This window comes from Bacillus sp. SORGH_AS_0510, from assembly GCF_030818775.1.
In the GTDB taxonomy this organism is placed as follows: domain Bacteria; phylum Bacillota; class Bacilli; order Bacillales; family Cytobacillaceae; genus Neobacillus.
In genome coordinates, this window is the sequence record NZ_JAUTAU010000001.1 from 2,392,684 (window position 1) to 2,418,756 (window position 26,073).

At 40.0% G+C, this 26,073-nt stretch carries 19 protein-coding genes, 11 tRNA genes and 3 rRNA genes; 31 read left to right on the forward strand and 2 right to left on the reverse strand.

Features of this window, described 5'->3' with window-relative positions:
* Positions 1 to 19: 19 nt before the first annotated feature.
* The 6 genes from QE429_RS12305 (at position 20) to QE429_RS12330 (ending at position 5,651) form a co-directional block, all read left to right on the forward strand.
* Entirely contained in the window at positions 20 to 433 is a 414-nt protein-coding gene (locus QE429_RS12305) for a hypothetical protein (protein WP_307287308.1), read from the forward strand.
* A 96-nt stretch (positions 434 to 529) separates the two neighbouring features.
* A complete protein-coding gene (locus QE429_RS12310) occupies positions 530 to 664 on the forward strand; it encodes an RAxF-45 family protein (RefSeq protein ID WP_307287310.1) in 135 nt (44 codons plus the stop codon).
* Positions 665 to 819: 155 nt separating this feature from the next.
* Entirely contained in the window at positions 820 to 2,697 is a 1,878-nt protein-coding gene (gene abc-f, locus QE429_RS12315; RefSeq protein ID WP_307287312.1) for a ribosomal protection-like ABC-F family protein, read from the forward strand.
* A 132-nt stretch (positions 2,698 to 2,829) separates the two neighbouring features.
* Positions 2,830 to 4,155, forward strand: a complete 1,326-nt coding sequence (locus QE429_RS12320) for a Na+/H+ antiporter NhaC family protein (protein ID WP_307287313.1) — start codon at positions 2,830 to 2,832, stop codon at positions 4,153 to 4,155.
* 343 nt (positions 4,156 to 4,498) lie between these two features.
* The gene (locus tag QE429_RS12325; RefSeq protein ID WP_307287315.1) at positions 4,499 to 5,086 is read left to right on the forward strand and encodes a YitT family protein; all 588 of its coding nucleotides are present in this window, start codon (positions 4,499 to 4,501) and stop codon (positions 5,084 to 5,086) included.
* 58 nt (positions 5,087 to 5,144) lie between these two features.
* The gene (locus QE429_RS12330; RefSeq protein ID WP_307287317.1) at positions 5,145 to 5,651 is read left to right on the forward strand and encodes a mismatch-specific DNA-glycosylase; all 507 of its coding nucleotides are present in this window, start codon (positions 5,145 to 5,147) and stop codon (positions 5,649 to 5,651) included.
* A gap of 40 nt (positions 5,652 to 5,691) precedes the next feature.
* Here the strand turns inward: QE429_RS12330 and shc are convergent, their stop codons facing one another.
* On the reverse strand, positions 5,692 to 7,557 hold the full coding sequence (shc, locus tag QE429_RS12335; protein WP_307287319.1) for a squalene--hopene cyclase: 1,866 nt from the start codon (positions 7,555 to 7,557) through the stop codon (positions 5,692 to 5,694).
* Between the two features lie 163 nt (positions 7,558 to 7,720).
* Between shc and QE429_RS12340 the strand changes: the two genes are divergently transcribed.
* The 6 genes from QE429_RS12340 to QE429_RS12360 all read left to right on the forward strand — a co-directional run bounded on the left by QE429_RS12340 (position 7,721) and on the right by QE429_RS12360 (position 12,492).
* Positions 7,721 to 8,764, forward strand: coding sequence for a DUF2515 family protein (locus QE429_RS12340; protein WP_307287321.1), 1,044 nt, complete (start codon positions 7,721 to 7,723; stop codon positions 8,762 to 8,764).
* On the forward strand, positions 8,691 to 9,143 hold the full coding sequence (locus tag QE429_RS24435; RefSeq protein WP_373463195.1) for a CBO0543 family protein: 453 nt from the start codon (positions 8,691 to 8,693) through the stop codon (positions 9,141 to 9,143). Before QE429_RS12340 ends, QE429_RS24435 begins: the two co-directional genes overlap by 74 nt.
* Positions 9,144 to 9,379: 236 nt before the next feature.
* A complete protein-coding gene (locus QE429_RS12345) occupies positions 9,380 to 9,820 on the forward strand; it encodes a peptidylprolyl isomerase (RefSeq protein WP_307287322.1) in 441 nt (146 codons plus the stop codon).
* Positions 9,821 to 9,941: 121 nt separating this feature from the next.
* The gene (locus tag QE429_RS12350) at positions 9,942 to 10,730 is read left to right on the forward strand and encodes a divergent polysaccharide deacetylase family protein (RefSeq protein ID WP_307287324.1); all 789 of its coding nucleotides are present in this window, start codon (positions 9,942 to 9,944) and stop codon (positions 10,728 to 10,730) included.
* 134 nt (positions 10,731 to 10,864) lie between these two features.
* Positions 10,865 to 11,617, forward strand: coding sequence for an exodeoxyribonuclease III (locus tag QE429_RS12355; RefSeq protein ID WP_307287326.1), 753 nt, complete (start codon positions 10,865 to 10,867; stop codon positions 11,615 to 11,617).
* 104 nt (positions 11,618 to 11,721) lie between these two features.
* On the forward strand, positions 11,722 to 12,492 hold the full coding sequence (locus tag QE429_RS12360) for a class I SAM-dependent methyltransferase (protein ID WP_307287327.1): 771 nt from the start codon (positions 11,722 to 11,724) through the stop codon (positions 12,490 to 12,492).
* Between the two features lie 49 nt (positions 12,493 to 12,541).
* Here QE429_RS12360 and QE429_RS12365 read toward each other — a convergent pair whose 3' ends face one another.
* Positions 12,542 to 12,679, reverse strand: a complete 138-nt coding sequence (locus tag QE429_RS12365) for a hypothetical protein (RefSeq protein ID WP_307287328.1) — start codon at positions 12,677 to 12,679, stop codon at positions 12,542 to 12,544.
* Between the two features lie 349 nt (positions 12,680 to 13,028).
* On the opposite strand from QE429_RS12365, the gene QE429_RS12370 reads away from it, so the two are divergent.
* The 19 genes from QE429_RS12370 to ppdK all read left to right on the forward strand — a co-directional run bounded on the left by QE429_RS12370 (position 13,029) and on the right by ppdK (position 25,961).
* Positions 13,029 to 14,566 (forward strand): 16S ribosomal RNA (locus QE429_RS12370).
* Positions 14,567 to 14,917: 351 nt separating this feature from the next.
* A 23S ribosomal RNA gene (locus tag QE429_RS12375) occupies positions 14,918 to 17,856 on the forward strand.
* Positions 17,857 to 18,059: 203 nt separating this feature from the next.
* Positions 18,060 to 18,176: ribosomal RNA gene (gene rrf / locus QE429_RS12380) — 5S ribosomal RNA — on the forward strand.
* The 16S, 23S and 5S rRNA genes sit together here with 11 tRNA genes alongside, the layout of an rRNA operon.
* 12 nt (positions 18,177 to 18,188) lie before the next feature.
* A tRNA-Val gene (locus tag QE429_RS12385) sits at positions 18,189 to 18,264 on the forward strand.
* Between the two features lie 324 nt (positions 18,265 to 18,588).
* Positions 18,589 to 18,664, forward strand: a tRNA-Thr gene (locus QE429_RS12390).
* Between the two features lie 68 nt (positions 18,665 to 18,732).
* A tRNA-Leu gene (locus tag QE429_RS12395) sits at positions 18,733 to 18,817 on the forward strand.
* 13 nt (positions 18,818 to 18,830) lie between these two features.
* Positions 18,831 to 18,902, forward strand: a tRNA-Gly gene (locus QE429_RS12400).
* 8 nt (positions 18,903 to 18,910) lie between these two features.
* Positions 18,911 to 18,999 (forward strand) — tRNA-Leu (locus tag QE429_RS12405).
* Between the two features lie 11 nt (positions 19,000 to 19,010).
* A tRNA-Pro gene (locus QE429_RS12410) sits at positions 19,011 to 19,087 on the forward strand.
* An 11-nt stretch (positions 19,088 to 19,098) separates the two neighbouring features.
* Positions 19,099 to 19,171, forward strand: a tRNA-Ala gene (locus QE429_RS12415).
* Positions 19,172 to 19,193: 22 nt separating this feature from the next.
* Positions 19,194 to 19,267 (forward strand) — tRNA-Met (locus QE429_RS12420).
* 8 nt (positions 19,268 to 19,275) lie between these two features.
* Positions 19,276 to 19,368: transfer RNA gene (locus QE429_RS12425), tRNA-Ser, on the forward strand.
* Between the two features lie 21 nt (positions 19,369 to 19,389).
* Positions 19,390 to 19,474: transfer RNA gene (locus QE429_RS12430), tRNA-Tyr, on the forward strand.
* A 4-nt stretch (positions 19,475 to 19,478) separates the two neighbouring features.
* A tRNA-Trp gene (locus QE429_RS12435) sits at positions 19,479 to 19,549 on the forward strand.
* Between the two features lie 944 nt (positions 19,550 to 20,493).
* On the forward strand, positions 20,494 to 20,700 hold the full coding sequence (locus QE429_RS24440) for a DUF6241 domain-containing protein (protein WP_373463250.1): 207 nt from the start codon (positions 20,494 to 20,496) through the stop codon (positions 20,698 to 20,700).
* A 140-nt stretch (positions 20,701 to 20,840) separates the two neighbouring features.
* A complete protein-coding gene (locus QE429_RS12440; protein ID WP_307287330.1) occupies positions 20,841 to 21,650 on the forward strand; it encodes an Fpg/Nei family DNA glycosylase in 810 nt (269 codons plus the stop codon).
* Positions 21,651 to 21,815: 165 nt separating this feature from the next.
* Positions 21,816 to 22,457 carry a transcriptional regulator CcpN gene (gene ccpN, locus QE429_RS12445; RefSeq protein ID WP_307287332.1) on the forward strand — a complete coding sequence of 214 codons (642 nt, stop codon included), beginning with the start codon at positions 21,816 to 21,818 and terminating at the stop codon, positions 22,455 to 22,457.
* Positions 22,458 to 22,473: 16 nt separating this feature from the next.
* On the forward strand, positions 22,474 to 23,289 hold the full coding sequence (locus QE429_RS12450; protein ID WP_307287334.1) for a pyruvate, water dikinase regulatory protein: 816 nt from the start codon (positions 22,474 to 22,476) through the stop codon (positions 23,287 to 23,289).
* A 2-nt stretch (positions 23,290 to 23,291) separates the two neighbouring features.
* Positions 23,292 to 25,961 carry a pyruvate, phosphate dikinase gene (gene ppdK / locus QE429_RS12455; protein ID WP_307287335.1) on the forward strand — a complete coding sequence of 890 codons (2,670 nt, stop codon included), beginning with the start codon at positions 23,292 to 23,294 and terminating at the stop codon, positions 25,959 to 25,961.
* The last annotated feature ends 112 nt before the right edge of the window (positions 25,962 to 26,073 follow it).

Consider the following 26,073-nt stretch of genomic DNA (forward strand, 5'->3'; position numbering starts at 1 on the left):
TGGTCTTGAGGTGAGAAAAGTGAATAGGGTAGGAAAATACGCCATCAGCGGAGAAGTCGATGACCTAGAACTAATGACTATGGTGTTTGAACTAGACGAAAAGGATAAAATGATCATGTGGTCTGAAGGCTATATCGATTATGTTATTGAGAAATTGCCTGTTTTTGCCCGTGACATTTTAGAGAATCGAAAAGAAAAATGGGAAGATACTAAGGCCTTTTATGAGAAAAAGTTAAAAGAAATTGTCAATCAGGAAGAGTTTAAAAAAATGCTATGGGGCGAACGGAAGGAGTTCGCCCTTTTCGTACAAGAACAGTATCCGGATTACCAAGCATTGTTATTTTTAATTTTTGATAATAATCTTAAGGACGATGATTTACGAAAATTTGTGTATCGGAGAAGATTTGGAGCAACTAAAAAGTACCTTCACTAATTTATGTTTCCGAAATAATCTGATAAATAGGCTTGCAATTCATGAAGAAAAAAATTAAAATGGAAATAACTTGATTGGAATCGGAGGTGGTAAGAGATGAAACGTTCTACTTTTGTTCGCGTGCAATGGCTTGAAGCGCTTTATTTTTGTCGCGCGATTTTTCATGATGTAGTTTTCAAAGGGGGAAGTCTGCCCTTTTTTAGAAACTGCATAATGACAGTAGAACGATAACACATCTCTTTACCACCAATTTTAGGTATTTAGAGAGTGCATCGCCCGCACTCTTTTTTTCATGCTTATTTTTAAGGCCGCGGGATGGTTATTTTCCCGCGGCTTTTTTTGTTAAAGGATGTGTTCAACTAGATTTAATTAAAAGGAGATTGAACATGATAATTTGTAGCGTTAATCATATAGGAAAATCATTTGGTGGTAATCAAATTTTTAAGGATTTATCGTTTGAGATTTTAGAAGGAAGCAGGATCGGTCTTGTAGGCCGTAACGGAGGAGGTAAAACAACGATAATGAAGTTGTTGGCCAACCAAGAAACGGTGGATGAAGGGGTGATTCATTGGAGAAAAGGTTTGAAAATCGGATATCTTGCACAGATCCCTGATTTTAATGGTCTAACTGGCAAAGAGGTTTTAAAAACTGCTTTTGTAAAATTATTAGACATTGAGGCAAAACTTAAACAACTAGAAGTAGAAATGGGCCTGAAAAATACTCCTGTTCAACTGCAACGATTAATGGATCAGTACGGAAGCTTGCAGGATGAGTTTATGTTAAATGGCGGTTACGAAATGGACGCTCAACTAGAGCGGATTGCAAACGGTCTAAATATAAACAACCTGCTTGATAAAGATTTTTCATCACTAAGCGGTGGAGAAAAAACTAAGGTCGGACTTGGTTTAAGCTTACTCATCAATCCCGACCTTCTTTTACTCGATGAACCCACTAATCATTTGGATTTAAAAGCGATTGAATGGCTTGGATCGTATTTAAGAGAATTCATAGGAACGATTGTTCTTATCTCTCATGACCGTTACTTTTTAGATGAGGTTGTTACCAAAGTTCTTGAAATGGAAGATGGAGAGATTGAATTGTATCATACGAATTTCAGCGGTTATGTAAGGGAAAGGGAAGAGCGGTTATTAAGAGAGTTTCAGGAGTATCAAGAACAACAACGAAAAATGAAGAAAATGAGAGAAGCCATTAAACGGCTTCGTGTTTGGGCTAATCGTTCCAATCCTCCAAGTGCTGCACTTCATAAACGTGCAACTAATATGCAACGGGCACTTGATCGTATGGAAAAACTAGAACGTCCAAAAATAGATGTGAAAAGAATGGCGATTGATTTTGAAGCTAATGACCGAAGTGGCAAGGATGCAATTGTTTTGAAGGAAATATCAAAGTCTTTTGGGAATCGAACTCTATTTGAACAAGTAAATATGCTTGTTCAATATAAGGACCGTGTGGCAATAGTAGGTGAAAATGGAACAGGCAAATCGACTCTTCTGAAAATGATCTTAATGGAAATGGAAGCTGACAGTGGAATTGTTAAAGTTGGAAGTAATGTTAAAGTAGGGTACTTATCACAGCATGTATTTAGTAACATTGGTGATGAAACGGTAATTGACGTATTTCGGTCTGAAGTAGTGGTTAATGAAGGGGATGCCCGGCATATTTTAGCCCGCTTCTTGTTTTACGGGCCAGCTGTATTTCGTAAAGTTAACCAGCTTAGCGGCGGGGAGCGGATGCGACTAAGACTTGCGCAGTTGATGTATCAAGATATCAATCTGCTGATATTGGATGAGCCAACAAATCACTTGGATATTGATTCATGTGAAGTGCTAGAAGAGGCACTCGAACAATTTAATGGAACCATTTTAGCTGTATCTCATGATCGTTATTTCCTTAATAAATTGTTTCATAAAATCTATTGGCTTCAAAACGGAACTATACACTTTTTTGATGGAAACTACGATTGGGCAAAAGAAAAGTTAAGGGAACTTGTAGAGAAACAAGGTTCTACGTCTATTAGCAATCAAAAAGCTTCTAAACAATTTATACAACCGGCCAGACAAGAAAAGGTGAAGGTCGATGACATTGAAGAGAGAATTGAGCAAATAGAATTTGAGCTCCATCAACTTAAACGACAGCTCGAGGAAGAAATTGAGCTTGATTTACTGCAAAAAATTTATATGGATATTGAAAGTAAGGAAAATGAACGAGACCAGCTATATTCTTTACTTGATGAAGTGGTTTAAATATCTAAAATTCCAAGAGGAATGTCTTGAGCCGTAATATTACGGCTCTTTTTATATGATTAGGACTTTTCGGTTAGCGAAATATCTCTTATAATTAGTCATATTTTCTTTTTCTGAAGGTGGGGTAATAAAATGACTTCAAAATTCTCTTCTCTACAGGTTTTTACGCTTCTCCTTGTTACTATTTTAGGTGTTATCTGGTCGGTAAGTTTTCATGAACCCCTTGTTGTAGGCTTTTCCCCTGGCTATTTAGTTCTATTTCTATTAGCTCTTAAGAAGAAATATTCATTTAAAGTAACCCTTATGTTTAGTTTGAAGGGAATACAAAAAACAAAAGTAGTTATTATTATTTTATCCTTGGTGAGTGTTTTACTACCTTCGTGGTACTTAGCTGGGACAATTGACCAAATGGTGAAGGTCGCACTCTATATAATACATCCCCACCATTTCTTTCTCCTTACCTTTCTAGTTGCGATGGCATTCTCGATGCTCCTTGGTACAACAGTTGGAACATTAAGTGCAATTGGAATTCCTATATTAAGTACTGCAGTGGTCCTTCAACTTCCGCCGGAAATAGTAGCAGGAGCATTGGTTTCAGGTGCTTTTGTTGGTGACCGAACGTCGCCATTTTCAAGCAGTCATCAATTATTATCACATACGGTGGAGGTGACGGTGAGTAATCAATGGAAGGCTATGTTAGTGACATCAATTATTGCTATAGTCATTTGTTTTAGTTTATATGGTGTACTAGATTACTTACATACCAACAAGTCAGCCATTCATCACCATTCCTTTTCTTTGGGCGAGGTTTCTGTGTTTACATTTATTCCACCCCTTGTGTTGATAGGGATGGTCGTTTGTCGGTTAAGTATCATATACGCATTCCTATTTAGTATTTTATCAGCAGTGATGATTGCTTTTGTTAACGGGGTAGCTTTTTCAGAAATCATCCCAAGAATTTGGTTTGGAGTAGAAGGCCTCGGTGGAGGATTCGTGCATATCTATGAGCTACTGTTATTTCTTGTGTTGGCCGGTGCCTATAATGGCTTAATAGAAAAGTTAAATGTCATTCAGCCTTATTTAGATAAATGGCTTCAATCTTCCCATTCTTTAATGAGTGATACATTAAGAACACTCTTGGCCACGTTACTAATCAGCGTCATTGCTGCAAATCAAACACTCCCGATTATATTAACAGGGAGGTCCTTTTTACCGCATTGGACAAAAAAGTATGGAAAAGAAGAATTAGCTAGAGTGATGGGAGATTCCACTATGCTGTTTCCGGGGATGATTCCTTGGAGTGTGCTTGCTATTATGTGCAGTACGATTGTGGGAATTCCTTTAATTGAGTACCTTCCCTATGCATTCTTTTTATGGGGGTTACCATTTTTAACGATCGTAATCTCATTTTTAAAACAAGTTCTTAAAAGAAATGTAAAAACCGCTACAGCAGCGTAAAGAAAAACGGAGTCAATTTGGCTTCGTTTTTTCATTGTATTTTAAAATATATTTTTCGACTTCGAGAATGGTCCAGCTCCAGCACCTAGCCAGTTTTCATCCTGAATATTCTACCTTGAGTATCTTGTAACAATCATGGCTTGATAAAGCGATGATTGTTACAGCTCGGGTCAAATAACCTTCGGCAAGAAAAGTCAAAAGGCGGACTTCTCTTGCCGAAGAACATTTGCCTGTCGGGGCTGACCAAGGCGCTTGTGCTTTTCTAATTCAGAAGTTCCTTTGAATGATTCTTTCATACTAATCATATAAGTGTTAGTAAAGGATTTGGACAAGGAATGATGTTATGTTAAAAAAATTGGTTATTATTGGATTTGGAAGTACTATGTTAGGGATTGGTATAAATGGATTCATCCTTCCATTTCATTTAATTAATGGAGGGCTCTTTGGAGTTAGCCTATTAATAAAGTATATTTTTGGGTTTAAAGCAGGAATTATTTTTATTTTTCTAAACATCCCTATTTACATGTTTGCCTACAAAACTAATCGAGCTTATTTTTTTAATGGATTGCTTGGTGCGGTCCTATCAGGCATTATGATTGAATGTTTACTCCCGTTAAACGGAAGATTTCATTTGCCCCTATTAAGCAGTGTAATAGTTGGGGCAATCATTATCGGGATTGGTGTTGGGGTCATGTTAAGAAATCATATTAGTCCTGGCGGTATGGATTTGCTTGCACTATTAATCTCTAAATGGTCAAGAATTAATGTCGGTGTCATTATGGTTATGATGGATGGCATGATTATACTTACTGGGCTTTTTCTACTTCAAGATATTAGACTTCTTTATTCTTTATTGGTCATTACCATTGTAGGTCTACTTGCTACGATTATTACTTCATATCCCCGTATCCAATCAGATACCATAAAATAAAATTATAAATAATATGATAAAATGAGTACTATCAAGATAGTTGTATAAGGAGATTTCTATGAAACCGATTAATGATCATATTAAGGAAGGATTAAAAATCCTGTTTGTGGGTTTTAATCCAAGTATTCGTTCCGGTGAGGTAGGGCATCATTATGCCAATCCAAATAACCGGTTTTGGAGAATTTTGTACGAAGCAGGAATTACCCCACGTAAATATGATCCCTATGAAGATGCTGACCTCTTGGAAATAGGATATGGATTCACCAATATTGTCCAACGGCCGACGAAAGCAGCTGATGAAATCACCAAGGATGAATATAAAGAGGGAAGAGAAATCTTAAAAAGTAAAATTGAACAACTAAAGCCGAAACTAGTCTGCTTTGTTGGTAAGGGTGTTTATCAGCAATATAGCGGACGAAAAGAAATTCCATGGGGTGCACAAGAGGAGTCAGTTCTAGCTGGGATTACTGATTTTGTCGCACCATCATCAAGCGGACTAGTTAGAATGAAAATGGATGAGATTGTTGAAATCTATAAACAGGTAAATCAATTTATATCTAATTAAAAACCATCGACGTTTTCCTCTAACCGTCGATGGTTTATGTTTAGGATTCAAATTTTTTTTGATAATGTGATAATGCTAAGAGTGGAAAGATAAAACGATAACTATGGTAGTGCATATAAAACCCTCCCGCCATTCCTTGCCCTTTAGGATAAGCGGTAGTCCAATCCTCTTTTTCTAATGATTTAAGCAAATAGGTGATACCATTTTGAATCTCTGGTGTTGTTTTTTTTGAAGCGGCAATTAAGGCATCTAATGCCCAAGAAGTATGGGTTAATGTACTAATGTCTAAAGGGACGTAGGTCTTTTTACTATCACTAAGACAGGACTCTCCCCATCCTCCATCCTTATTCTGAATATCGTGTAACCATGCAACCGCTTTTTGAATTGAGGAATGGCTTGAGGATATTCCAGCAGATCGCAAACCTGTGATTGCTGCCCAGGAACCGTAAATGTAACAGATACCCCATCTTCCATACCATGAGCCATTTTTTTCCTGATTCCGCAGAAGCCAATGTACTCCTTGTTTAATGGTGGTTTGTTCTTTAGAAAGGTTTGTATAAGCTCCGAAAAATTCAAGAGTGCGACCAGTAAGATCAGCGCTTGAAGGGTCAGCAATAAGAAATTCTCCTTTTTCTATCGGTAGAAATTGAAGTAATTTTGAATCGATGTTTCTTTCAAAGGCTGGCCATCCGCCGTCATCGTTTTGCATTGACAAGCACCAGTTCACCCCTCGATCCCAGGCACTTAATTCACCTTGTGCCATTCTCGATACGGCTCTTAACGAGGCGGTTGTATCGTCAACATCAGGATTAATTGTGTTAACATCTGAAAACCCCCATCCTCCCGGCATCGTTCTAGGATTATGAATTACCCAGTCTCCGAATTTATGGTGCTGGCGTTCAAGAAGATATTGATTAGCCTTAAGAACCATTGTGTCATTTGTATCAATTCCTGCTGATTGCAAGCTATAGCTAATCAATGAGGTGTTCCATACATTCGCAGTAGTATATTGCATATGTGGCATTCCGTTTATTTCACACTTCATTGCCTTCAGACCGGATACGGCCTTGATGATTATAGGGTCATTCTTTTTATAACCAAGGGCTAGTAAAGCAAATATCATTAAAAAAGTACTGCTGTAATAGCTATAAAAAGTACCGTCTGGTTCAATTCGATCAATCATATATTTTTTTGCTCGCTCAATGGCTAATTGGTGAAGCTGTTCAGGCAACCCTAGTAAGCTTTTTACCCCTTCTTCGATAAAAGAGAACAAGGAACGATATTCTGTGGTAGGACTCCAATGATTACTTTGGTTACGTTTCAAATGTAAATGAGATAAGTCAGGGCTAAATGGTGTTTTTAATGTGAATTTTTTATCAGCTAAGATCATGATCGGTGCAAGATTTGCCCTGCCGAAAATAGAAAATGAATAAAAATTAATTGGAAAGTGAAAGGGTAGTAGGATGACTTCAATGGGGAGCGGGGAAAAGGATGGCCACTTATATTGCCCGGTTATGGCGAGCATGACTTTTGTAAACATATTAACTTCTTCTAACCCGCCCTTAGATAGAATATATTTTTTTGCTGCTATCAGTCGGTTATCTTCCTTAGTGAGCAAACCTGAGTATAACAAAGCATAATAAGCCTCAAGGGTTGCCGTAAGATTCCCGTCTCCTTCATCATAAAAAAGTTTCCAGGCTCCACTTTTTTCTTGTTTACTTAAAATTCTTTTTACCAATCCTTGAATTAATTCCTCATCATTTAATGCCAATGTCCGTAATAAAATGATGGTATAAGCATCTGTGGATATGCCCGTCTCAAAGGGATAGTTCCAAGAACCATCGGGAGATTGATCTTGTCTTAATCGATCTATTAGCCAATCCATACCTTTTCTTATATCAGTCATGCTAAATTCACAATCCTCTCCCTAAAATTTTTACTAATCTATAGATATTCTCACATAGGTAGGAGAATTCGTAAGGGAGGTTTGGTGACAAATATTTAATCAAAATCAAAAGAAAACACCAATCGAAACACTCATACAAGAATTAAAGAAAAAAACGTTAATAATGAACAATTCCAATTTAGGAAGGAGGGATCAAGCTCTTATAGAAAAAGTTAAAGAAAATACTCAAAGATTAAACATTAACAATGTAATAAGAACAAACGCCTATCTTAATTTTTTTCTTCAATATCCTGAAATTCATTGGGCATTTCTTGCTCATATGGTTTCACGTAACGGCGGTTGGAATATGACAGACTTGCAAGGGGAATTTTTACCTCGATTGATGTCTCAAAATGATAGGTATATTTTTTTTAGGTTTTTAGAAAGAAGTAATTGGTTGATTTTTCAAGATGCTTATCCCCAATTGCTCATTTATGAGGAAAGTGTAAAGCAAAATAAACCATTGTTTTATTTATTACCTTTTCTCGGAGTATCTGTTTTTATGGTAACCATATGGGATTACTTTTGGAGGAGTAAAGATCCTTTAATAATGACAAAAGCCTTAATAATAAACGAACAAAACTATCTAGAAAGCAGGGTAGTTCAAAATCAGTATTTTCAAAATACAGTCTTTAAAAAATTTGAATTCCTATTACAAGACTTACTTTCGTACAATCAAATCCTTTTACCTCTTGGTCAAAAAAATCTGTCGGGTCTAACTGTTCATCAATTTGAATCCTTAAATAAGCGAATAATAATTGGAAAAAAGCTTTATAAAATTCTCTTTAAAGAGAAGGAAGTATTAACACAATCAATTGAATGGGCAAAAGATCATCCCCATACAGGTTCAAGAAAAGATTATTGGCCACATATTTTTAATAATGTAAATGAGGGAACACCAGGAACTGCTTACCAGCTGAAATTAAAATCATGTCAACTTAAACAAGGAGCAAGCAAAATTTATAGTCCCTCCCTAGTATATGCCTGGAAAAATGTTACACATGAAAAAGCAGAGATAGGGGATTGGTTTAAAGATTGGAATGTGGTTAGTAATTTTTTTGAAAATAATGAAGAGATAGATGGGGAGATATTAAATGAATACTGTAAAACACTTGAGCAACTTGAGCTTACAGTCCTTTTCAAAAAGGCGATTCAATTTTTTGAGTAAAAATATTATTATTCCAGTGATATTGGTTACTCTTCTCGGAAATCTACTTAATTTCTTGTTTGTTACAATGGAATTTTATAAATATCCATTTAGACCACTGTCTGATACTTTTTCAATCAATATTCTTTCTTCGTTCATTGGGCTGCCTCTCCTTGTGTACCTTTTTCTTCTGACAGAAAGTCAGGTAAATAAATGGGGAAGGATAGGTATAATTCTCTTTTTAAGTTTGTTGGTCGCCATTTTTGAAAAATTTGCAGAGGTATGTGGGGTATTTGTCCATTCTGTACATTGGAACCATCTTTACATTTTTATTGAATATTTCCTTTTATTACTTATGAGTTCTGCCATAAACTACTGGTTAGAAAAATATAGAGGATAAAAAAAGCCGGAACAATTGTCCCGGCTTTTTCTGATGCCAACGAATGGCACCAGCCCCTTCCGTCCGTACAGTGGTTAAGTGTCCCGCAACAAGCGAATGTTCGGAAGGGGTAAATATATTTTAACACAAAGCGAGTAAAAATATAAATAGGCGATGGAAAATTGAAGTTCCAAACTTTCTTTTCTTTTTCGAAAAGTGTATGATAAAAATGATTTTCACATAAAGGAGTGTTTTTAATGGCTAAAAAAGGATACATATTGATGGAAAATGGAGAAAAGATGGAGCTTGAATTTTATCCAAATGAAGCTCCTGGAACAGTTGCTAACTTTGAAAAATTAGCAAATGAAGGCTTTTACAATGGGGTAGTCTTTCACCGAGTAATTCCTGGTTTCGTAAGTCAAGGAGGCGACCCAACGGGAACAGGAATGGGTGGACCTGGTTATACAATTAACTGTGAAACAGAAGGAAATCCTCATAAGCATGTTCCTGGTGCGTTATCAATGGCTCATGCAGGAAGAAATACAGGCGGAAGCCAGTTCTTTATCGTTCATGAATCTCAGCCACATCTAAACGGTGTTCACACAGTATTTGGTCAAGTGACATCTGGACTTGAAACGGCAAAGGCAATGAGAAATGGTGACAAAATGGTAGAAGTAAAAGTATATGACGAAGAATAATTGATTGAGGGAGGGCTAGAAATAGCCCTTTTTATTTTTGTCTAACAAAATATATTTAGGGTGTTGTAAGGAACCGTTTGAACGGGCAAATTAAACTCAAAGTTCATTTATGGGGGTTGCTATGAAAAAGCTTGTTCTAGTTCTTATGACTACAATTATATTTATGTTTCAGTCCAACGCAGAAGCGAAAATTATTGAAACACAAAAACAATTAAAGGCTTCAATTATTATTGATGATTTTGGCGGGGGCACCGGTGGTGTTCGTGATTTTTTAGAAGGAAACATTCCTATTACAGCTGCAGTTATGCCTTTTACTGAAAATTCTAAGGCACATGCAGAGTGGGCTCATAAAAATGGTTTTGAAGTTATGATTCATTTACCGATGGAACCGAAAAGAGGGAAAAGGTCTTGGCTTGGCCCTAAACCAATTACGGTCGATCTCTCACCAGAAGAGGTTCGAAAAAGGGTTATAGAAGCGACAAAAAGTGTACCATATGCCGTAGGACTCAATAATCACATGGGTTCACTTGCTGTTGAGAATGAAGAGATTGTCCGAGCGATTGTTGAGGTAGCCAAAGAAAGAAAACTGTTTATCATCGACAGTGGAACAAGCCCAAAATCAAAATTTCCAGAGATTGCAAAAGAATTGGGAGTGCCACTCCTGAAAAGAGATGTATTTCTAGATGATATATCTTCATCCGCGTACGTGCATAAACAAATGATCCGTCTTGCAAGGGTAACAGAAATGAAAGGAAAAGGAATTGCCATTGGTCACGTAGGTGTGACGGGGAAGGTTTGTTCAATTGGTATATTCGGTTCTGTTGAAGAATTCAAGAAGCGAAATATTAAAATTGTTCCTGTTTCTGAATTGTTTTCTGGTAAATTAGCTGAACAGTATTTTGTACCATGAGAGAAAGGCACCTTTGTGGGTGCCTTTTTTCATATGTTATGCCAAATACATTGTACTTTCCCTATTATAACCAAGCTGGTAAAATGACATCTACAAACAAAAAAATGATAAAAGATGTCAGCGAGGGAGAAGAAATGAAATTAGTTTCTTGGAATGTAAACGGGCTAAGAGCTTGTGTGAAGAAAGGGTTTATGGATTATTTTCAAAGGGTTGATGCAGATATTTTCTGTGTACAGGAAACAAAACTTCAAGAAGGTCAAATAGACCTCGAACTGGAGGGATACCATCAATTCTGGAATTATGCCATAAAAAAGGGATATTCGGGAACAGCGGTATTCACTAAAATGAAGCCACTGTCTGTAAGATATGGAGTGGGAGCGGATGAAAGTGAAGGGGAAGGAAGAATTCTAACTTTGGAATTTAATGACTTCTTCTTGGTGAATGTTTATACGCCTAACTCACAAAGAGACCTAGCGAGAATTTCCTATCGATTGGATTGGGAGGATCGCATTTTGCAATACTTGAAGGAGTTAAACGAATTGAAGCCGATTATTTTATGTGGCGATTTAAATGTAGCTCATCAAGAAATTGATTTACGTAATCCAAAATCTAACCTTGGAAATTCAGGTTTCACGTATGAAGAACGTGACAAAATGGCAGCTTTACTTTCTGCTGGTTTTGTAGATAGCTTTCGTCATTTTTATCCCGATAAAGAAGGAGCTTATACTTGGTGGTCTTACATGAATAAAGTTCGTGAAAGGAATATAGGGTGGCGGATTGATTATTTTATTGTGTCAGAAACATTGATTGAAAAATTAATGATGGCTGACATTCATTCAGATATCCTGGGAAGTGACCATTGTCCTGTTGTATTAGAAATTAAATAAACTTAATAATTATTTCTTATCGTAAATTATAAAATAACCGTCATTTTCTTTATTAAGTTTCTATTTTATAGTCAAAGTATAAAGAAAATGATGGAGGGATTAACATGGATGTAAAAAAAGACGTACAGGTGCAGTTTGGAAGAAGTGCAGACTTTTATGTGAACAGTACTATTCACAAAGAGGGAAAGGACTTACAGAAGTTATTGCAAATGGTATCCGCAATAGGGGAGGAAGTACTCCTTGATATTGCAACAGGTGGTGGACACACTGCTAATGCCTTTGCATCCATTGTGAAAAATATTACTGCGTTCGATCTGACACCAGAAATGCTGCTTGTAGCAGAAAATTTTATTAAAGGAAACGGGCACCAAAATGTACAGTTTTTACATGGGGATGCTGAAGATTTACCGTTTTCAGATGAATCCTTTGATATTGTAACCTGTCGAATTGCACCACATCATTTTCCGAATGTAAATCAATTTATTAATGAAGTATATCGTGTACTAAGAACAAATGGACAATTTTTACTCGATGATAATGTTGTTCCAGAAGAAGATATCTTTGATGAATTCTATAATACAATCGAAAAATGGAGAGATTACAGCCATTTTAGAGCATGGAAGAAAAGCGAATGGCTTCAAATGCTTGAATTAGCTGGTTTTGAAATTTATGAATGGCACCGCTTTGATAAAACATTTCGTTTTGAGACGTGGTGCGGTCGGATGAATTTATCTAATGAAGAAAAAGAAAAATTATCTGATTACATTATTGGAGCATCTGCAAAAGTTAAAGAGAAATTTCGGATTGTGACAGAGGACGATCAAGTGATTTCATTTCAAGGCGAAGCAATCGTTTTGAAGGCATTAAAAAGATAACGAAGAAGCCCTTTACAAGTAAAAAGTTTGTAAAGGGCTTTTTAAATGATTAAATATCATTAAGTGCTGTTCCGATTACATCAAATTCAGGGAGCTTTTCTCCTTGACTCGAGCTATCTAGTGATTCTTGATTTATTGGAATAGTAATTCCGCTTTCTTCGTCCTTTTTATATAAATAATTATGCATAAACTACACATCTCCTTTACGATAACGATTTACTAAGTATTTTTTCCTAAAAAATATATCCTAACCATTATAGAAAATTTCTTGTTGACGAATAAACTCAAGGATAGTATTATAGTCATTGTCGCTGCTTTAAATTGTTGAACACGATAATTTCTTGTTAAAAAACAGTTTGATAGAAGTTGACTTACGACATTCATTATGTTAATATAATAAATGTCGCTGAATTATAGATTGATAGAAAAATAGCGAGATTGTCCTTTGAAAACTAAACAAACAAAAACGTCAACAAACAATAACATTTAACTTCATAATTGAAGTTAGCCAACGTAACAAAATGAGCTAATCAACTTTCTTGGAGAGTTTGATCCTGGCTCAGGACGAACGCTGGCGGCGTGCCTAATACATGCAAGTCGAGCGAACCACTTCGGTGGTTAGCGGCGGACGGGTGAGTAACACGTGGGCAACCTGCCTGTAAGACTGGGATAACACCGGGAAACCGGTGCTAATACCGGATAATCCTTTTCCTCACATGAGGGAAAGCTGAAAGTCGGTTTCGGCTGACACTTACAGATGGGCCCGCGGCGCATTAGCTAGTTGGTGAGGTAACGGCTCACCAAGGCGACGATGCGTAGCCGACCTGAGAGGGTGATCGGCCACACTGGGACTGAGACACGGCCCAGACTCCTACGGGAGGCAGCAGTAGGGAATCTTCCACAATGGACGAAAGTCTGATGGAGCAACGCCGCGTGAGCGATGAAGGCCTTCGGGTCGTAAAGCTCTGTTGTTAGGGAAGAACAAGTACCGGAGTAACTGCCGGTACCTTGACGGTACCTAACCAGAAAGCCACGGCTAACTACGTGCCAGCAGCCGCGGTAATACGTAGGTGGCAAGCGTTGTCCGGAATTATTGGGCGTAAAGCGCGCGCAGGCGGTCCTTTAAGTCTGATGTGAAAGCCCACGGCTCAACCGTGGAGGGTCATTGGAAACTGGGGGACTTGAGTGCAGAAGAGGAAAGCGGAATTCCACGTGTAGCGGTGAAATGCGTAGAGATGTGGAGGAACACCAGTGGCGAAGGCGGCTTTCTGGTCTGTAACTGACGCTGAGGCGCGAAAGCGTGGGGAGCAAACAGGATTAGATACCCTGGTAGTCCACGCCGTAAACGATGAGTGCTAAGTGTTAGGGGGTTTCCGCCCCTTAGTGCTGCAGCTAACGCATTAAGCACTCCGCCTGGGGAGTACGGCCGCAAGGCTGAAACTCAAAGGAATTGACGGGGGCCCGCACAAGCGGTGGAGCATGTGGTTTAATTCGAAGCAACGCGAAGAACCTTACCAGGTCTTGACATCCTCTGACACTCCTAGAGATAGGACTTTCCCCTTCGGGGGACAGAGTGACAGGTGGTGCATGGTTGTCGTCAGCTCGTGTCGTGAGATGTTGGGTTAAGTCCCGCAACGAGCGCAACCCTTGATCTTAGTTGCCAGCATTCAGTTGGGCACTCTAAGGTGACTGCCGGTGACAAACCGGAGGAAGGTGGGGATGACGTCAAATCATCATGCCCCTTATGACCTGGGCTACACACGTGCTACAATGGATGGTACAAAGGGCTGCAAGACCGCGAGGTTTAGCCAATCCCATAAAACCATTCTCAGTTCGGATTGTAGGCTGCAACTCGCCTACATGAAGCCGGAATCGCTAGTAATCGCGGATCAGCATGCCGCGGTGAATACGTTCCCGGGCCTTGTACACACCGCCCGTCACACCACGAGAGTTTGTAACACCCGAAGTCGGTGGGGTAACCGTAAGGAGCCAGCCGCCTAAGGTGGGACAGATGATTGGGGTGAAGTCGTAACAAGGTAGCCGTATCGGAAGGTGCGGCTGGATCACCTCCTTTCTAAGGATATAAGTTGGACATATGAGCCAGACAAAACATGTTTGTTTGATTGTTTTCTGTTTGTTTAGTTTTGAGAGTGCAATTTCTCTCTGACTAGTTGGTCTTTTACAACTAGATTTAAACGTCTTAATAATTGCTTTGCTCCTGCGCCATAGCATATTCGAAGAGGTAATTCTTCAGCTCGTCGCAAGGCAGCATGATGCAAATGCACTGATGTTCAATCATGATGTGAATGAAGTCAGTAGCCTCGTTCTTTGAAAACTAGATAATCGTAAAGAAGAAAGTCAAGAAACATCGAGTAATCGCCATTTTAGTTTTCTCTCTATTATATATAGAGTAATAAACCTTTTAGGTTAAGTTAGAAAGGGCGCACGGTGAATGCCTTGGCACTAGGAGCCGATGAAGGACGGGACTAACACCGATATGCTTTGGGGAGCTGTAAGTAAGCTTTGATCCAGAGATTTCCGAATGGGGGAACCCACTGTTCGTAATGGAACAGTATCTTTACCTGAATACATAGGGTATTGAAGGCATACCCGGGGAACTGAAACATCTAAGTACCCGGAGGAAGAGAAAGCAAACGCGATTCCCTGAGTAGCGGCGAGCGAAACGGGACATAGCCCAAACCAAGAGGCTTGCCTCTTGGGGTTGTAGGACACTCTACATGGAGTTACAAAGGAACGGGGTAGATGAAGCGGCCTGGAAAGGCCCGTCAGAGAAGGTAAAAACCCTGTAGTCGAAACTTCGTTCCCTCCTGAGTGGATCCTGAGTACGGCCGGACACGTGAAATCCGGTCGGAAGCAGGGAGGACCATCTCCCAAGGCTAAATACTCCCTAGTGACCGATAGTGAACCAGTACCGTGAGGGAAAGGTGAAAAGCACCCCGGAAGGGGAGTGAAATAGTTCCTGAAACCGTGTGCCTACAAGTAGTTAGAGCCCGTTAATGGGTGATAGCGTGCCTTTTGTAGAATGAACCGGCGAGTTACGATCCCATGCAAGGTTAAGTTGAAGAGACGGAGCCGCAGCGAAAGCGAGTCTGAATAGGGCGAATGAGTATGTGGTCGTAGACCCGAAACCAGGTGATCTACCCATGTCCAGGGTGAAGTCCAGGTAACACTGGATGGAGGCCCGAACCCACGCACGTTGAAAAGTGCGGGGATGAGGTGTGGGTAGCGGAGAAATTCCAATCGAACTTGGAGATAGCTGGTTCTCTCCGAAATAGCTTTAGGGCTAGCCTCACGTTGTTAGAGTCTTGGAGGTAGAGCACTGTTTGGACTAGGGGCCCTCATCGGGTTACCGAATTCAGACAAACTCCGAATGCCAAAGACTTATCCGTGGGAGTCAGACTGCGAGTGATAAGATCCGTAGTCAAAAGGGAAACAGCCCAGACCACCAGCTAAGGTCCCAAAGTTTACGTTAAGTGGAAAAGGATGTGGAGTTGCTTAGACAACCAGGATGTTGGCTTAGAAGCAGCCACCATTTAAAGAGTGCGTAATAGCTCACTGGTCGAGTGACTCTGCGCCGAAAATGTACCGGGGCTAAACGTAACACCGAAGCTGTGGATTGACATCGTAGATGTCAGTGGTAGGAGAGCGTTCTAAGGGCGTTGAAGCTAGACCGTAAGGACTGGTGGAGCGCTTAGAAGTGAGAATGCCGGTATGAGTAGCGAAAGATGAGTGAGAATCTCATCCACCGTATGCCTAAGGTTTCCTGAGGAAGGCTCGTCCGCTCAGGGTTAGTCGGGACCTAAGCCGAGGCCGAAAGGCGTAGGCGATGGACAACAGGTTGATATTCCTGTACCACCTCTTTATCGTTTGAGTGATGGGGGGACGCAGGAGGATAGGGTAAGCGCGCTGTTGGATATGCGCGTCTAAGCAGTTAGGCTGGAAAGTAGGAAAATCCGCTTTCCGCAAAGGCTGAGCTGTGATAGCGAGGGAAATTTAGTACCGAAGTTCCTGATTCCACACTGCCAAGAAAAGCCTCTAGCGAGATAAAAGGTGCCCGTACCGCAAACCGACACAGGTAGGCGAGGAGAGAATCCTAAGGTGAGCGAGAGAACTCTCGTTAAGGAACTCGGCAAAATGACCCCGTAACTTCGGGAGAAGGGGTGCTTTTTGAGGTGAATAGCCTCGAAGAGCCGCAGTGAATAGGCCCAGGCGACTGTTTAGCAAAAACACAGGTCTCTGCGAAGCCGCAAGGCGAAGTATAGGGGCTGACGCCTGCCCGGTGCTGGAAGGTTAAGAGGAGGGGTTAGCCTTAAAAGCGAAGCTCTGAATCGAAGCCCCAGTAAACGGCGGCCGTAACTATAACGGTCCTAAGGTAGCGAAATTCCTTGTCGGGTAAGTTCCGACCCGCACGAAAGGCGTAACGATCTGGGCACTGTCTCAACGAGAGACTCGGTGAAATTATAGTACCTGTGAAGATGCAGGTTACCCGCGACAGGACGGAAAGACCCCGTGGAGCTTTACTGTAGCCTGATATTGAATTTTGGTACAGCTTGTACAGGATAGGTAGGAGCCGTAGAAGCCGGAGCGCTAGCTTCGGTGGAGGCGTCGGTGGGATACTACCCTGGCTGTATTGAAATTCTAACCCGCACCCCTTATCGGGGTGGGAGACAGTGTCAGGTGGGCAGTTTGACTGGGGCGGTCGCCTCCTAAAGAGTAACGGAGGCGCCCAAAGGTTCCCTCAGAATGGTTGGAAATCATTCGTAGAGTGTAAAGGCACAAGGGAGCTTGACTGCGAGACCTACAAGTCGAGCAGGGACGAAAGTCGGGCTTAGTGATCCGGTGGTTCCGCATGGAAGGGCCATCGCTCAACGGATAAAAGCTACCCCGGGGATAACAGGCTTATCTCCCCCAAGAGTCCACATCGACGGGGAGGTTTGGCACCTCGATGTCGGCTCATCGCATCCTGGGGCTGTAGTCGGTCCCAAGGGTTGGGCTGTTCGCCCATTAAAGCGGTACGCGAGCTGGGTTCAGAACGTCGTGAGACAGTTCGGTCCCTATCCGTCGTGGGCGCAGGAAATTTGAGAGGAGCTGTCCTTAGTACGAGAGGACCGGGATGGACGCACCGCTGGTGTACCAGTTGTCTTGCCAAAGGCATCGCTGGGTAGCTATGTGCGGACGGGATAAGTGCTGAAAGCATCTAAGCATGAAGCCCCCCTCAAGATGAGATTTCCCATAGCGTCAAGCTAGTAAGAACCCTGAAAGATGATCAGGTTGATAGGTCAGAGGTGGAAGCGTGGTAACATGTGGAGCTGACTGATACTAATCGTTCGAGGACTTAACCAAGTTTTAAAGCGAACTCAATTGTTTATTGAATTTTCTTCTACATTATCTAGTTTTGAGGGAATGAACTCTCAATGAGCACAGTTCATTGAACTAGTTTCATAAATCATAGTACATTGAATGTCTGCTCCTGCGCCATAGCATAATCGAAGATGCATATCTTCAGCTCGTCGCAGCCCGCAAGGAAGAATATTCAGTGTAGTAGGCCTGGTAACTATGGCGAGAAGGTCACACCCGTTCCCATACCGAACACGGAAGTTAAGCTTCTCAGCGCCGATGGTAGTTGGGACGAAAGTCCCTGTGAGAGTAGGACGTTGCCAGGCTATCTTTTATATGGAGGATTAGCTCAGCTGGGAGAGCATCTGCCTTACAAGCAGAGGGTCGGCGGTTCGATCCCGTCATCCTCCACCATATATTTCTAACTATTGCCGGTGTAGCTCAATTGGTAGAGCACGACCGAAAAAGCTTCCTGAATAATCTTCAGCATACTGACCGAGCTACTACTTGATTAAGCTTTCTGAGGTCAGGATGACGATAACATAGAAAGCGTGTACAATCTAATATTTTTTTCCAAACTATTTGCCGGTGTAGCTCAATTGGTAGAGCACGACCGAAAAAGCTTCCTGAATAATCTTCAGCATACTGACCGAGCTACTACTTGATTAAGCTTTCTGAGGTCAGGATGACGATAACATAGAAAGCGTGTACAATCTAATACTTTTTTCCAAACTATTTGCCGGTGTAGCTCAATTGGTAGAGCAACTGACTTGTAATCAGTAGGTTGGGGGTTCAAGTCCTCTCGCCGGCACCATTCTTCATTGATTTTTCTTATGTGAAGCATATCAAACCAGTTGTTTTTTACTTCATTTCATTAATTATGCGGGTGTGGCGGAATTGGCAGACGCACCAGACTTAGGATCTGGCGCCGCAAGGCGTGGGGGTTCGACTCCCTTCACCCGCACCATTTAATCTAATATGCGGAAGTAGTTCAGTGGTAGAACACCACCTTGCCAAGGTGGGGGTCGCGGGTTCGAATCCCGTCTTCCGCTCTCAAATTGCCGGGGTGGCGGAACTGGCAGACGCACAGGACTTAAAATCCTGCGGTAGGTGACTACCGTACCGGTTCGATTCCGGTCCTCGGCACCATATATATTTTACGGGAAGTAGCTCAGCTTGGTAGAGCACTTGGTTTGGGACCAAGGGGTCGCAGGTTCGAATCCTGTCTTCCCGACCATTTTTCATTTTGGGGCCTTAGCTCAGCTGGGAGAGCGCCTGCTTTGCACGCAGGAGGTCAGCGGTTCGATCCCGCTAGGCTCCACTTATAAACTGATAAACAATATGGCGGTGTAGCTCAGCTGGCTAGAGCGTACGGTTCATACCCGTAAGGTCGGGGGTTCGATCCCCTCCGCCGCTATTTAAAATGGAGGAATACCCAAGTCCGGCTGAAGGGATCGGTCTTGAAAACCGACAGGCGGGTTAAACCGCGCGGGGGTTCGAATCCCTCTTCCTCCGCCATTTTATCATTTATACATACATGGAGGGGTAGCGAAGTGGCTAAACGCGGCGGACTGTAAATCCGCTCCCTCTGGGTTCGGCGGTTCGAATCCGTCCCCCTCCACCATTTTAGGGGTATAGTTTAAAGGTAGAACGAAGGTCTCCAAAACCTTTGGTGTGGGTTCGATTCCTACTACCCCTGTAAAACATACTTTTGTAAATCCAACTTTTAGTTGGATTTTTTTATTTTAAATGCCTTTCAACTATTTTGTTTACAATTAATATAGAAGGTCAAAACTTCTGTCATTTGCACTACCGATTTGAGTACCAATTTTATCGATCTTTTAAAGCTGGATTCCCGCATCTATGATAAAGAGGATCCGCACTAATCGGTTGGGGAATCAGGCTAAGAACGAGTTTATAAATAGACGGAGAAATTCCGCTTATTTAGAATTTATTAGTAAAAAACGCTAAAATAGAGGGGAAAATTCCGCCTATTGACTCGAAAAGTGCGAAAATAGGGAATTTTTCTCTGCATAAGCGGAAAATCTCCGCTTATTTTACTTTTGCTGCCTACGTAATTATGGAAAAGACATCTTATTATTCGCCAATTACTATAACGAGTTTTACTTTATTCTATTACAAAAACGATGCCAATACGATTGCCATTTCGGCACGTATTTTAAGAAAAGCACCTCAAAACAGAACCTGTTACTATTTTGTTGGATTTCTTGATTAAGTAAAACACGAATAAGTATATCAGTGATATAATGGGAGTACATACATATATTGGGGGATTAGCATCTATGACTGAGGAAAAAAAGCTATTTACAAAGAAAAATCTAAAAAAAAAAGTGGATCATAGCTTCAATAATTGCCTTAGTTATTGCCATTGGTGGATACACAACGAATATGATTATAGATAATAGATATAGCTATGAGGCAAAGAAGTTTGTAAAAGAACATCCAAAAGAAGCAATCGCTTTTGCAAAAAAAGTGGATAAAATAGACTATGATATTAAGATAAATTCCTCGAAGCAGACGTTTTAGCAACTATGAATCAGATGTGTTATCAAAAAATTGTAGCCAAGGATAAATGGGGAGCGGTCCCTATGATTCCATCAACGGTAAATAAAAATTTTTCAAATAGTTGATCGAAGTGATTTCGAAACAAGAACCGAATTACTTCAAATCTTAGAAAAATGGTTGCAAGGTGATTTTAGTACTGTAGATCGTGACCACGATTATATCTTGAGGCTGCAAAATGGTAGTATAGGTTTTTCAAAAGGAAAAGCTTCTCCAGAGGAAGAATCCCAATTCATTCTAGAACATTTTGGCAGAGATATAGATTAAGAGGTAAGTAAGACTGACTCGTTTGAGTCAGTTTTTTTGTTTGTAAAGTATTAACTCTCTCATATATATGGAATGGTTTTTATTCGCTATTTTGGGGAGGCTATACGGGACAAAATTATTTAGAAGTTAGGGGAGATATTATGCCAGAGCTTCCTGAGATGGAGAATTATAAAATCCTTTTAAATCAAAAAATAGCTGGTAAAAACATTACAGATATTCAAATCAACCGTGAAAAGTCAATTAATCTAAACCCTGAGATTTTTAAAAGAAAAGTGCTTCAACAAAAAGTAATAAGCATTAATAGACGTGGAAAGCATCTTCTTTTCCAGTTGCAAACTGGTCAAGTACTCCTGTTACATTTAATGTTAGGTGGATGGATGTTTTTCGGTTTGGAGTCAGAAAGGCCGAAACGAACCATTCAAGTACAAATTTCTTTTGGAGATTTCCAGCTTTACTTTATTGGTCTCCGGCTTGGATATTTACATTTATATAGTGAGCAAGAAGCTGAGGAGAAACTCTCTCATTTGGGTCCAGAACCCTTGATAAACTCATTAACTTTGAATTACTTTTTAGAAATCATTGAACATAAGCATGGACGTTTAAAAACCACTTTAATTGATCAAGAGTTTATTGCTGGGATTGGAAATTGCTATTCAGCGGAAATTTGTTTCCATGCAGGAATACTTCCCTTAAAAGACATTGATCACATAAAGGAACCAGAACGGATACGGCTTTATCATTCATTAAGGTCTGTTCTTCAGGAAGGTATAAAGTATGGTGGTTATATGGATAATCCCGTATTTAAAGGAGATACAATAACGGGTGGATTTAATATGAGATGTCAGGTATATGATCGAGAAGGGAAAAGATGTAACCGGTGTGGAGCAAACATAGTAAATGAAATAATATCTTCGAGAAAAACATTCTATTGCCCTAATTGCCAAATGTAAAGCAAACCTGCTATGAAAGCAGGTTTTTTATTTTTATCAAAAAAAATGAAAGTAATTGTTTCGTATTTCACACAAATGTAATATACTATATACAAATAAGTATAACACATTTATAATTTAAGTTATAAATATAGCATATTTATTGGTGTGTAAATGGGGGTGGTAATGATTAAACTTACTAAACGCCAGGATGAAATCCTACAGATTGTGAAACAAAGTGGACCAATTACTGGAAAAGAAATTGCAGAGAAGCTGTCGCTAACGCGTGCAGCCCTAAGACCCGATCTTGCCATCTTAACAATGTCGGGAAATTTAGATGCTAGGCCGCGTGTTGGGTATTACTTTAATGATAATTTTGAAGTAAAACAACAAGCCAAAAAGTTTATTCACCAAAAAGTAAATGATTATAAAGCGCATCCAATTGTTGTCGAAAAATCAACTTCTGTCTACGATGCAATCGTGCAGCTGTTTCTTGAGGATGTGGGGACACTTTATGCTGTAGATTCTGAAGGACAGTTAGCAGGAGTAATCTCTCGAAAAGACTTACTTAGGGCTTCACTAGGTAATAGAAATTTACATGACCTGCCTGTTAGTGTCATTATGACAAGAATGCCTAATATCATCACCATAGATCCAGAGGAAACCTTGCTAGAGGCAGCAAAAAAAATGATTCATAATCATATTGATTCATTACCTGTGGTAAAAGAAAAGGATCAACAAAAGAATACATATTTGCTAGTGGGGAGAATCACTAAAACCACGATTACAAGAGCATATTTAGAAATAATGGAAGAAAAAACAGACTAAGGGAGTGGCTGTTATTTTGGTACAAAAAGAAGTGGTTTATGTAGTTTCTGACTCAGTGGGGGAAACCGCTGAGTTTGTAGTAAAAGCAGTCGCAACACAATTTAACGGAGGACATGTAGACATTCGCAGAAGCTCCTATGTTGAAGATTTTGAAGATATAGAAGATGTCATTTTATTAGCGAAAAAGGCTAATTCCGTTATTGCCTATACCATTGTTGTTCCTACTTTAAAATCATATATAGATAGCAGAGCGCAAGAAGAGGGTATATTAGCAGTAGATTTGCTTGGGCCATTGATGAATGCTTTCGTTAGTAGATTCAACAAACAGCCACATCATCAACCAGGATTGATGAGAAAACTGGATGAAGAATACTTCCGGAAAATTGAAGCTATTGAGTTTGCCGTTAAATATGATGATGGTCGTGATCCTAGAGGAATCACGAAGGCTGATATTGTATTAGTCGGTGTATCACGAACATCAAAGACGCCATTATCAATGTACCTAGCACATCAGCGTTTTAAGGTGGCAAATGTTCCATTAGTGCCAGAGGTACCGCCGCCAGATGAATTATTTCAAATTCCAAGAAAAAATTGTATTGGATTAATCATTTCACCTGATAAATTAAACGAAATCCGGACAGAACGTCTAAAAGCTTTAGGGCTAGCCTCCCAAGCCAATTATGCTAGCTTTGAAAGAATTTTAGAGGAACTAGATCATGCGGAAAAAATTATGAAGCGTGTAGGCTGTCCGATTATTGATGTATCAAATAAGGCTGTTGAAGAAACTGCAGGTTTAATATTAGAAGTTTTAAAAAAAGAGAGGAGCTTTTAATAATGGACAAATTCGTTTATTTATTTCATGAAGGTAATGGGAATATGAAAGAATTACTTGGGGGTAAGGGTGCTAATCTAGCAGAAATGACTAGAATCGGCTTACCTGTTCCATATGGTTTTACAATTACCACACAGGCTTGTAATGCATATTATGAAGCTAGTAAAACCATTCCTACTATTGTAGAGAAACAAACACTAGAAGCTCTTATCCGTTTAGAAGAAAAAATGGAAAAAAAATTAGGTGACCCAGAAAATCCTCTCCTTGTTTCTGTCCGTTCTGGTTCCGTTTTTTCAATGCCTGGAATGATGGATACAATTCTAAATCTGGGTATGAATGATGAAACAGTTGTAGGAATGGCAAAGCTTACGAATAATCCTCGATTTGCCTATGATTCTTACCGTCGATTCATTCAAATGTTCAGTAATGTGGTTCTAGAAATTGATACGTATTACTTTGAACAATTATTAGAAGAAACGCGCGAGCAAAAGGGATATTCTTCTGACCCAGAGTTAACAGCAGAAGACTGGCAAGAGGTTATTAATGGATATAAAGGAATTGTTAAAAAACGTACCAGAAAAGACTTCCCACAAGATCCAAAGGAGCAGCTATTCCTTGCCATTAATGCCGTCTTTAATTCTTGGAATAATCAACGTGCAATTGTTTACCGTCGCTTAAATAAAATACCTGATCATTTAGGAACAGCAGTTAACATTCAAAGTATGGTGTTTGGAAATATGGGGAATGATTCCGGTACAGGTGTGGCATTCACACGAAATCCTTCTACTGGAGAACATGTTCTTTACGGTGAATATCTAATCAACGCTCAAGGAGAAGATGTGGTAGCTGGAATCCGTACACCACAGGCAATTGCCACACTAGAAGAAGAAATGCCAGGAGTTTATAAGCAATTCGCCGATACGTGTAAACGATTGGAACAGCACTATCAAGAAATGCAGGATATTGAATTTACCGTGGAGCGAGGCAAACTATTTATCTTACAAACTCGTAATGGTAAACGGACAGCACAGGCTGCGATTCGGATTGCTGTTGAAATGGTGGAAGAAGGTATTATCGACAAAAAAACAGCCCTTTTACGTGTTGACCCTGATCAATTAAACCAATTGCTCCACCGCCGCATTGACGATGCGTTTGAGAAAAATATCTTAGCTAAAGGTCTACCAGCCTCACCAGGTGCTGCGACTGGTCAAGTAGTATTTGATGCGGATGAAGCAGAACAGTTAGGTAATGATGGTAAAAAGGTAATTCTCGTTCGTCCGGAAACAACTCCTGATGATATTCATGGAATTGTTGCTTCCCAAGCGATTTTAACCAGCCGTGGCGGGATGACTAGCCATGCAGCCGTAGTTGCACGTGGTATGGGAAAAGCTTGTATTTGCGGATGTGAAGCCTTAAAGATTGATTTAAAGGCAAAACAATTTAGAGTTGGCAGTACCGTTATCAATTATGGTGATATTATCACTATTGATGGTTCAACCGGAGAAATTATGCTCGGTGAAATTCCAATGATTGATCCTGAACTATCAGATGAGTTCCAGCTTTTACTGGCATGGGCTGACCAAGAGCGGAAAATTGGTGTTCGTGCGAATGCCGACAACCCTGAGGATGCTAAGAAAGCATTTGAATTTGGAGCAGGCGGTATTGGTTTATGCCGTACAGAACACATGTTTATGGATTTAAAACGTATTCCGATTGTTCAAAAAATGATTCTTGCAGATAATTATGGGGAAAGAATGGAAGCATTAAATCATCTTTTACCAATGCAACAAGGTGATTTTGAAGGGATTTTTGAAGCGATGCAAGGGTTCCCAGTCACCATTCGTTTACTTGATCCGCCACTTCATGAATTTTTGCCAGATAAAGAGGAGCTTTTAGTAGATGTGACAAAGCTTCAACTAATTGATCCTCAATCTGAGGAATTAAAGAAAAAGGAAAAACTACTAAAAAAGGTTCGCCAATTAGATGAATTTAATCCGATGCTTGGACATCGTGGTTGTCGTCTTGGAATGATCTATCCAGAAATTTACGAAATGCAGGCTAAAGCAATTTTCTATGCGGCAGCAGCATTAGCAGAAAAGGGAATGGTAGTCGAACCTGAGGTTATGATTCCATTAGTTGGTCATGTAAATGAGTTACAACAAATGCGTCAGTTGGTGGTAGAAGCAGCATTACTAGTACAAGAAGAGACTGGAAAAAATTTCAACTATACAATTGGAACAATGATTGAAATTCCACGAGCTGCCCTAACAGCAGATCAAATTGCGGGTGAAGCAGATTTCTTCTCGTTTGGAACAAATGACTTAACACAAACAACGTTCGGATACAGCCGTGATGATGCGGAAGGAAAATTCCTCCAGGCTTATATTGAAAACAAAGTGCTACCGGAAAATCCATTTGCTGTCCTAGACCAAAATGGAGTTGGAAAGCTTGTTGAAATGGGTGTGAAGTTAGGCCGTGCAACAAAACCTTCGTTAAAAACAGGTATTTGTGGTGAACATGGTGGTGAAAAGAGTTCGATTGATTTCTGCTACCGAACAGGCTTAGATTATGTCAGTTGCTCACCATACCGTGTACCATTAGCTAGATTAGCTGCTGCACAAGCAACCATTCGTCATGAATCAAATAAAAAAGAAATGTATACAACTGCATAAATTTTAGAGGAGGATGTGTGCCAGCTGCACCATCCTCTTTTAATTTGTAAGCTATAAAGCTGTTTAGACTAACAGTTTTTGCAAATAATATAAAAAATACAATCAAAGGGGT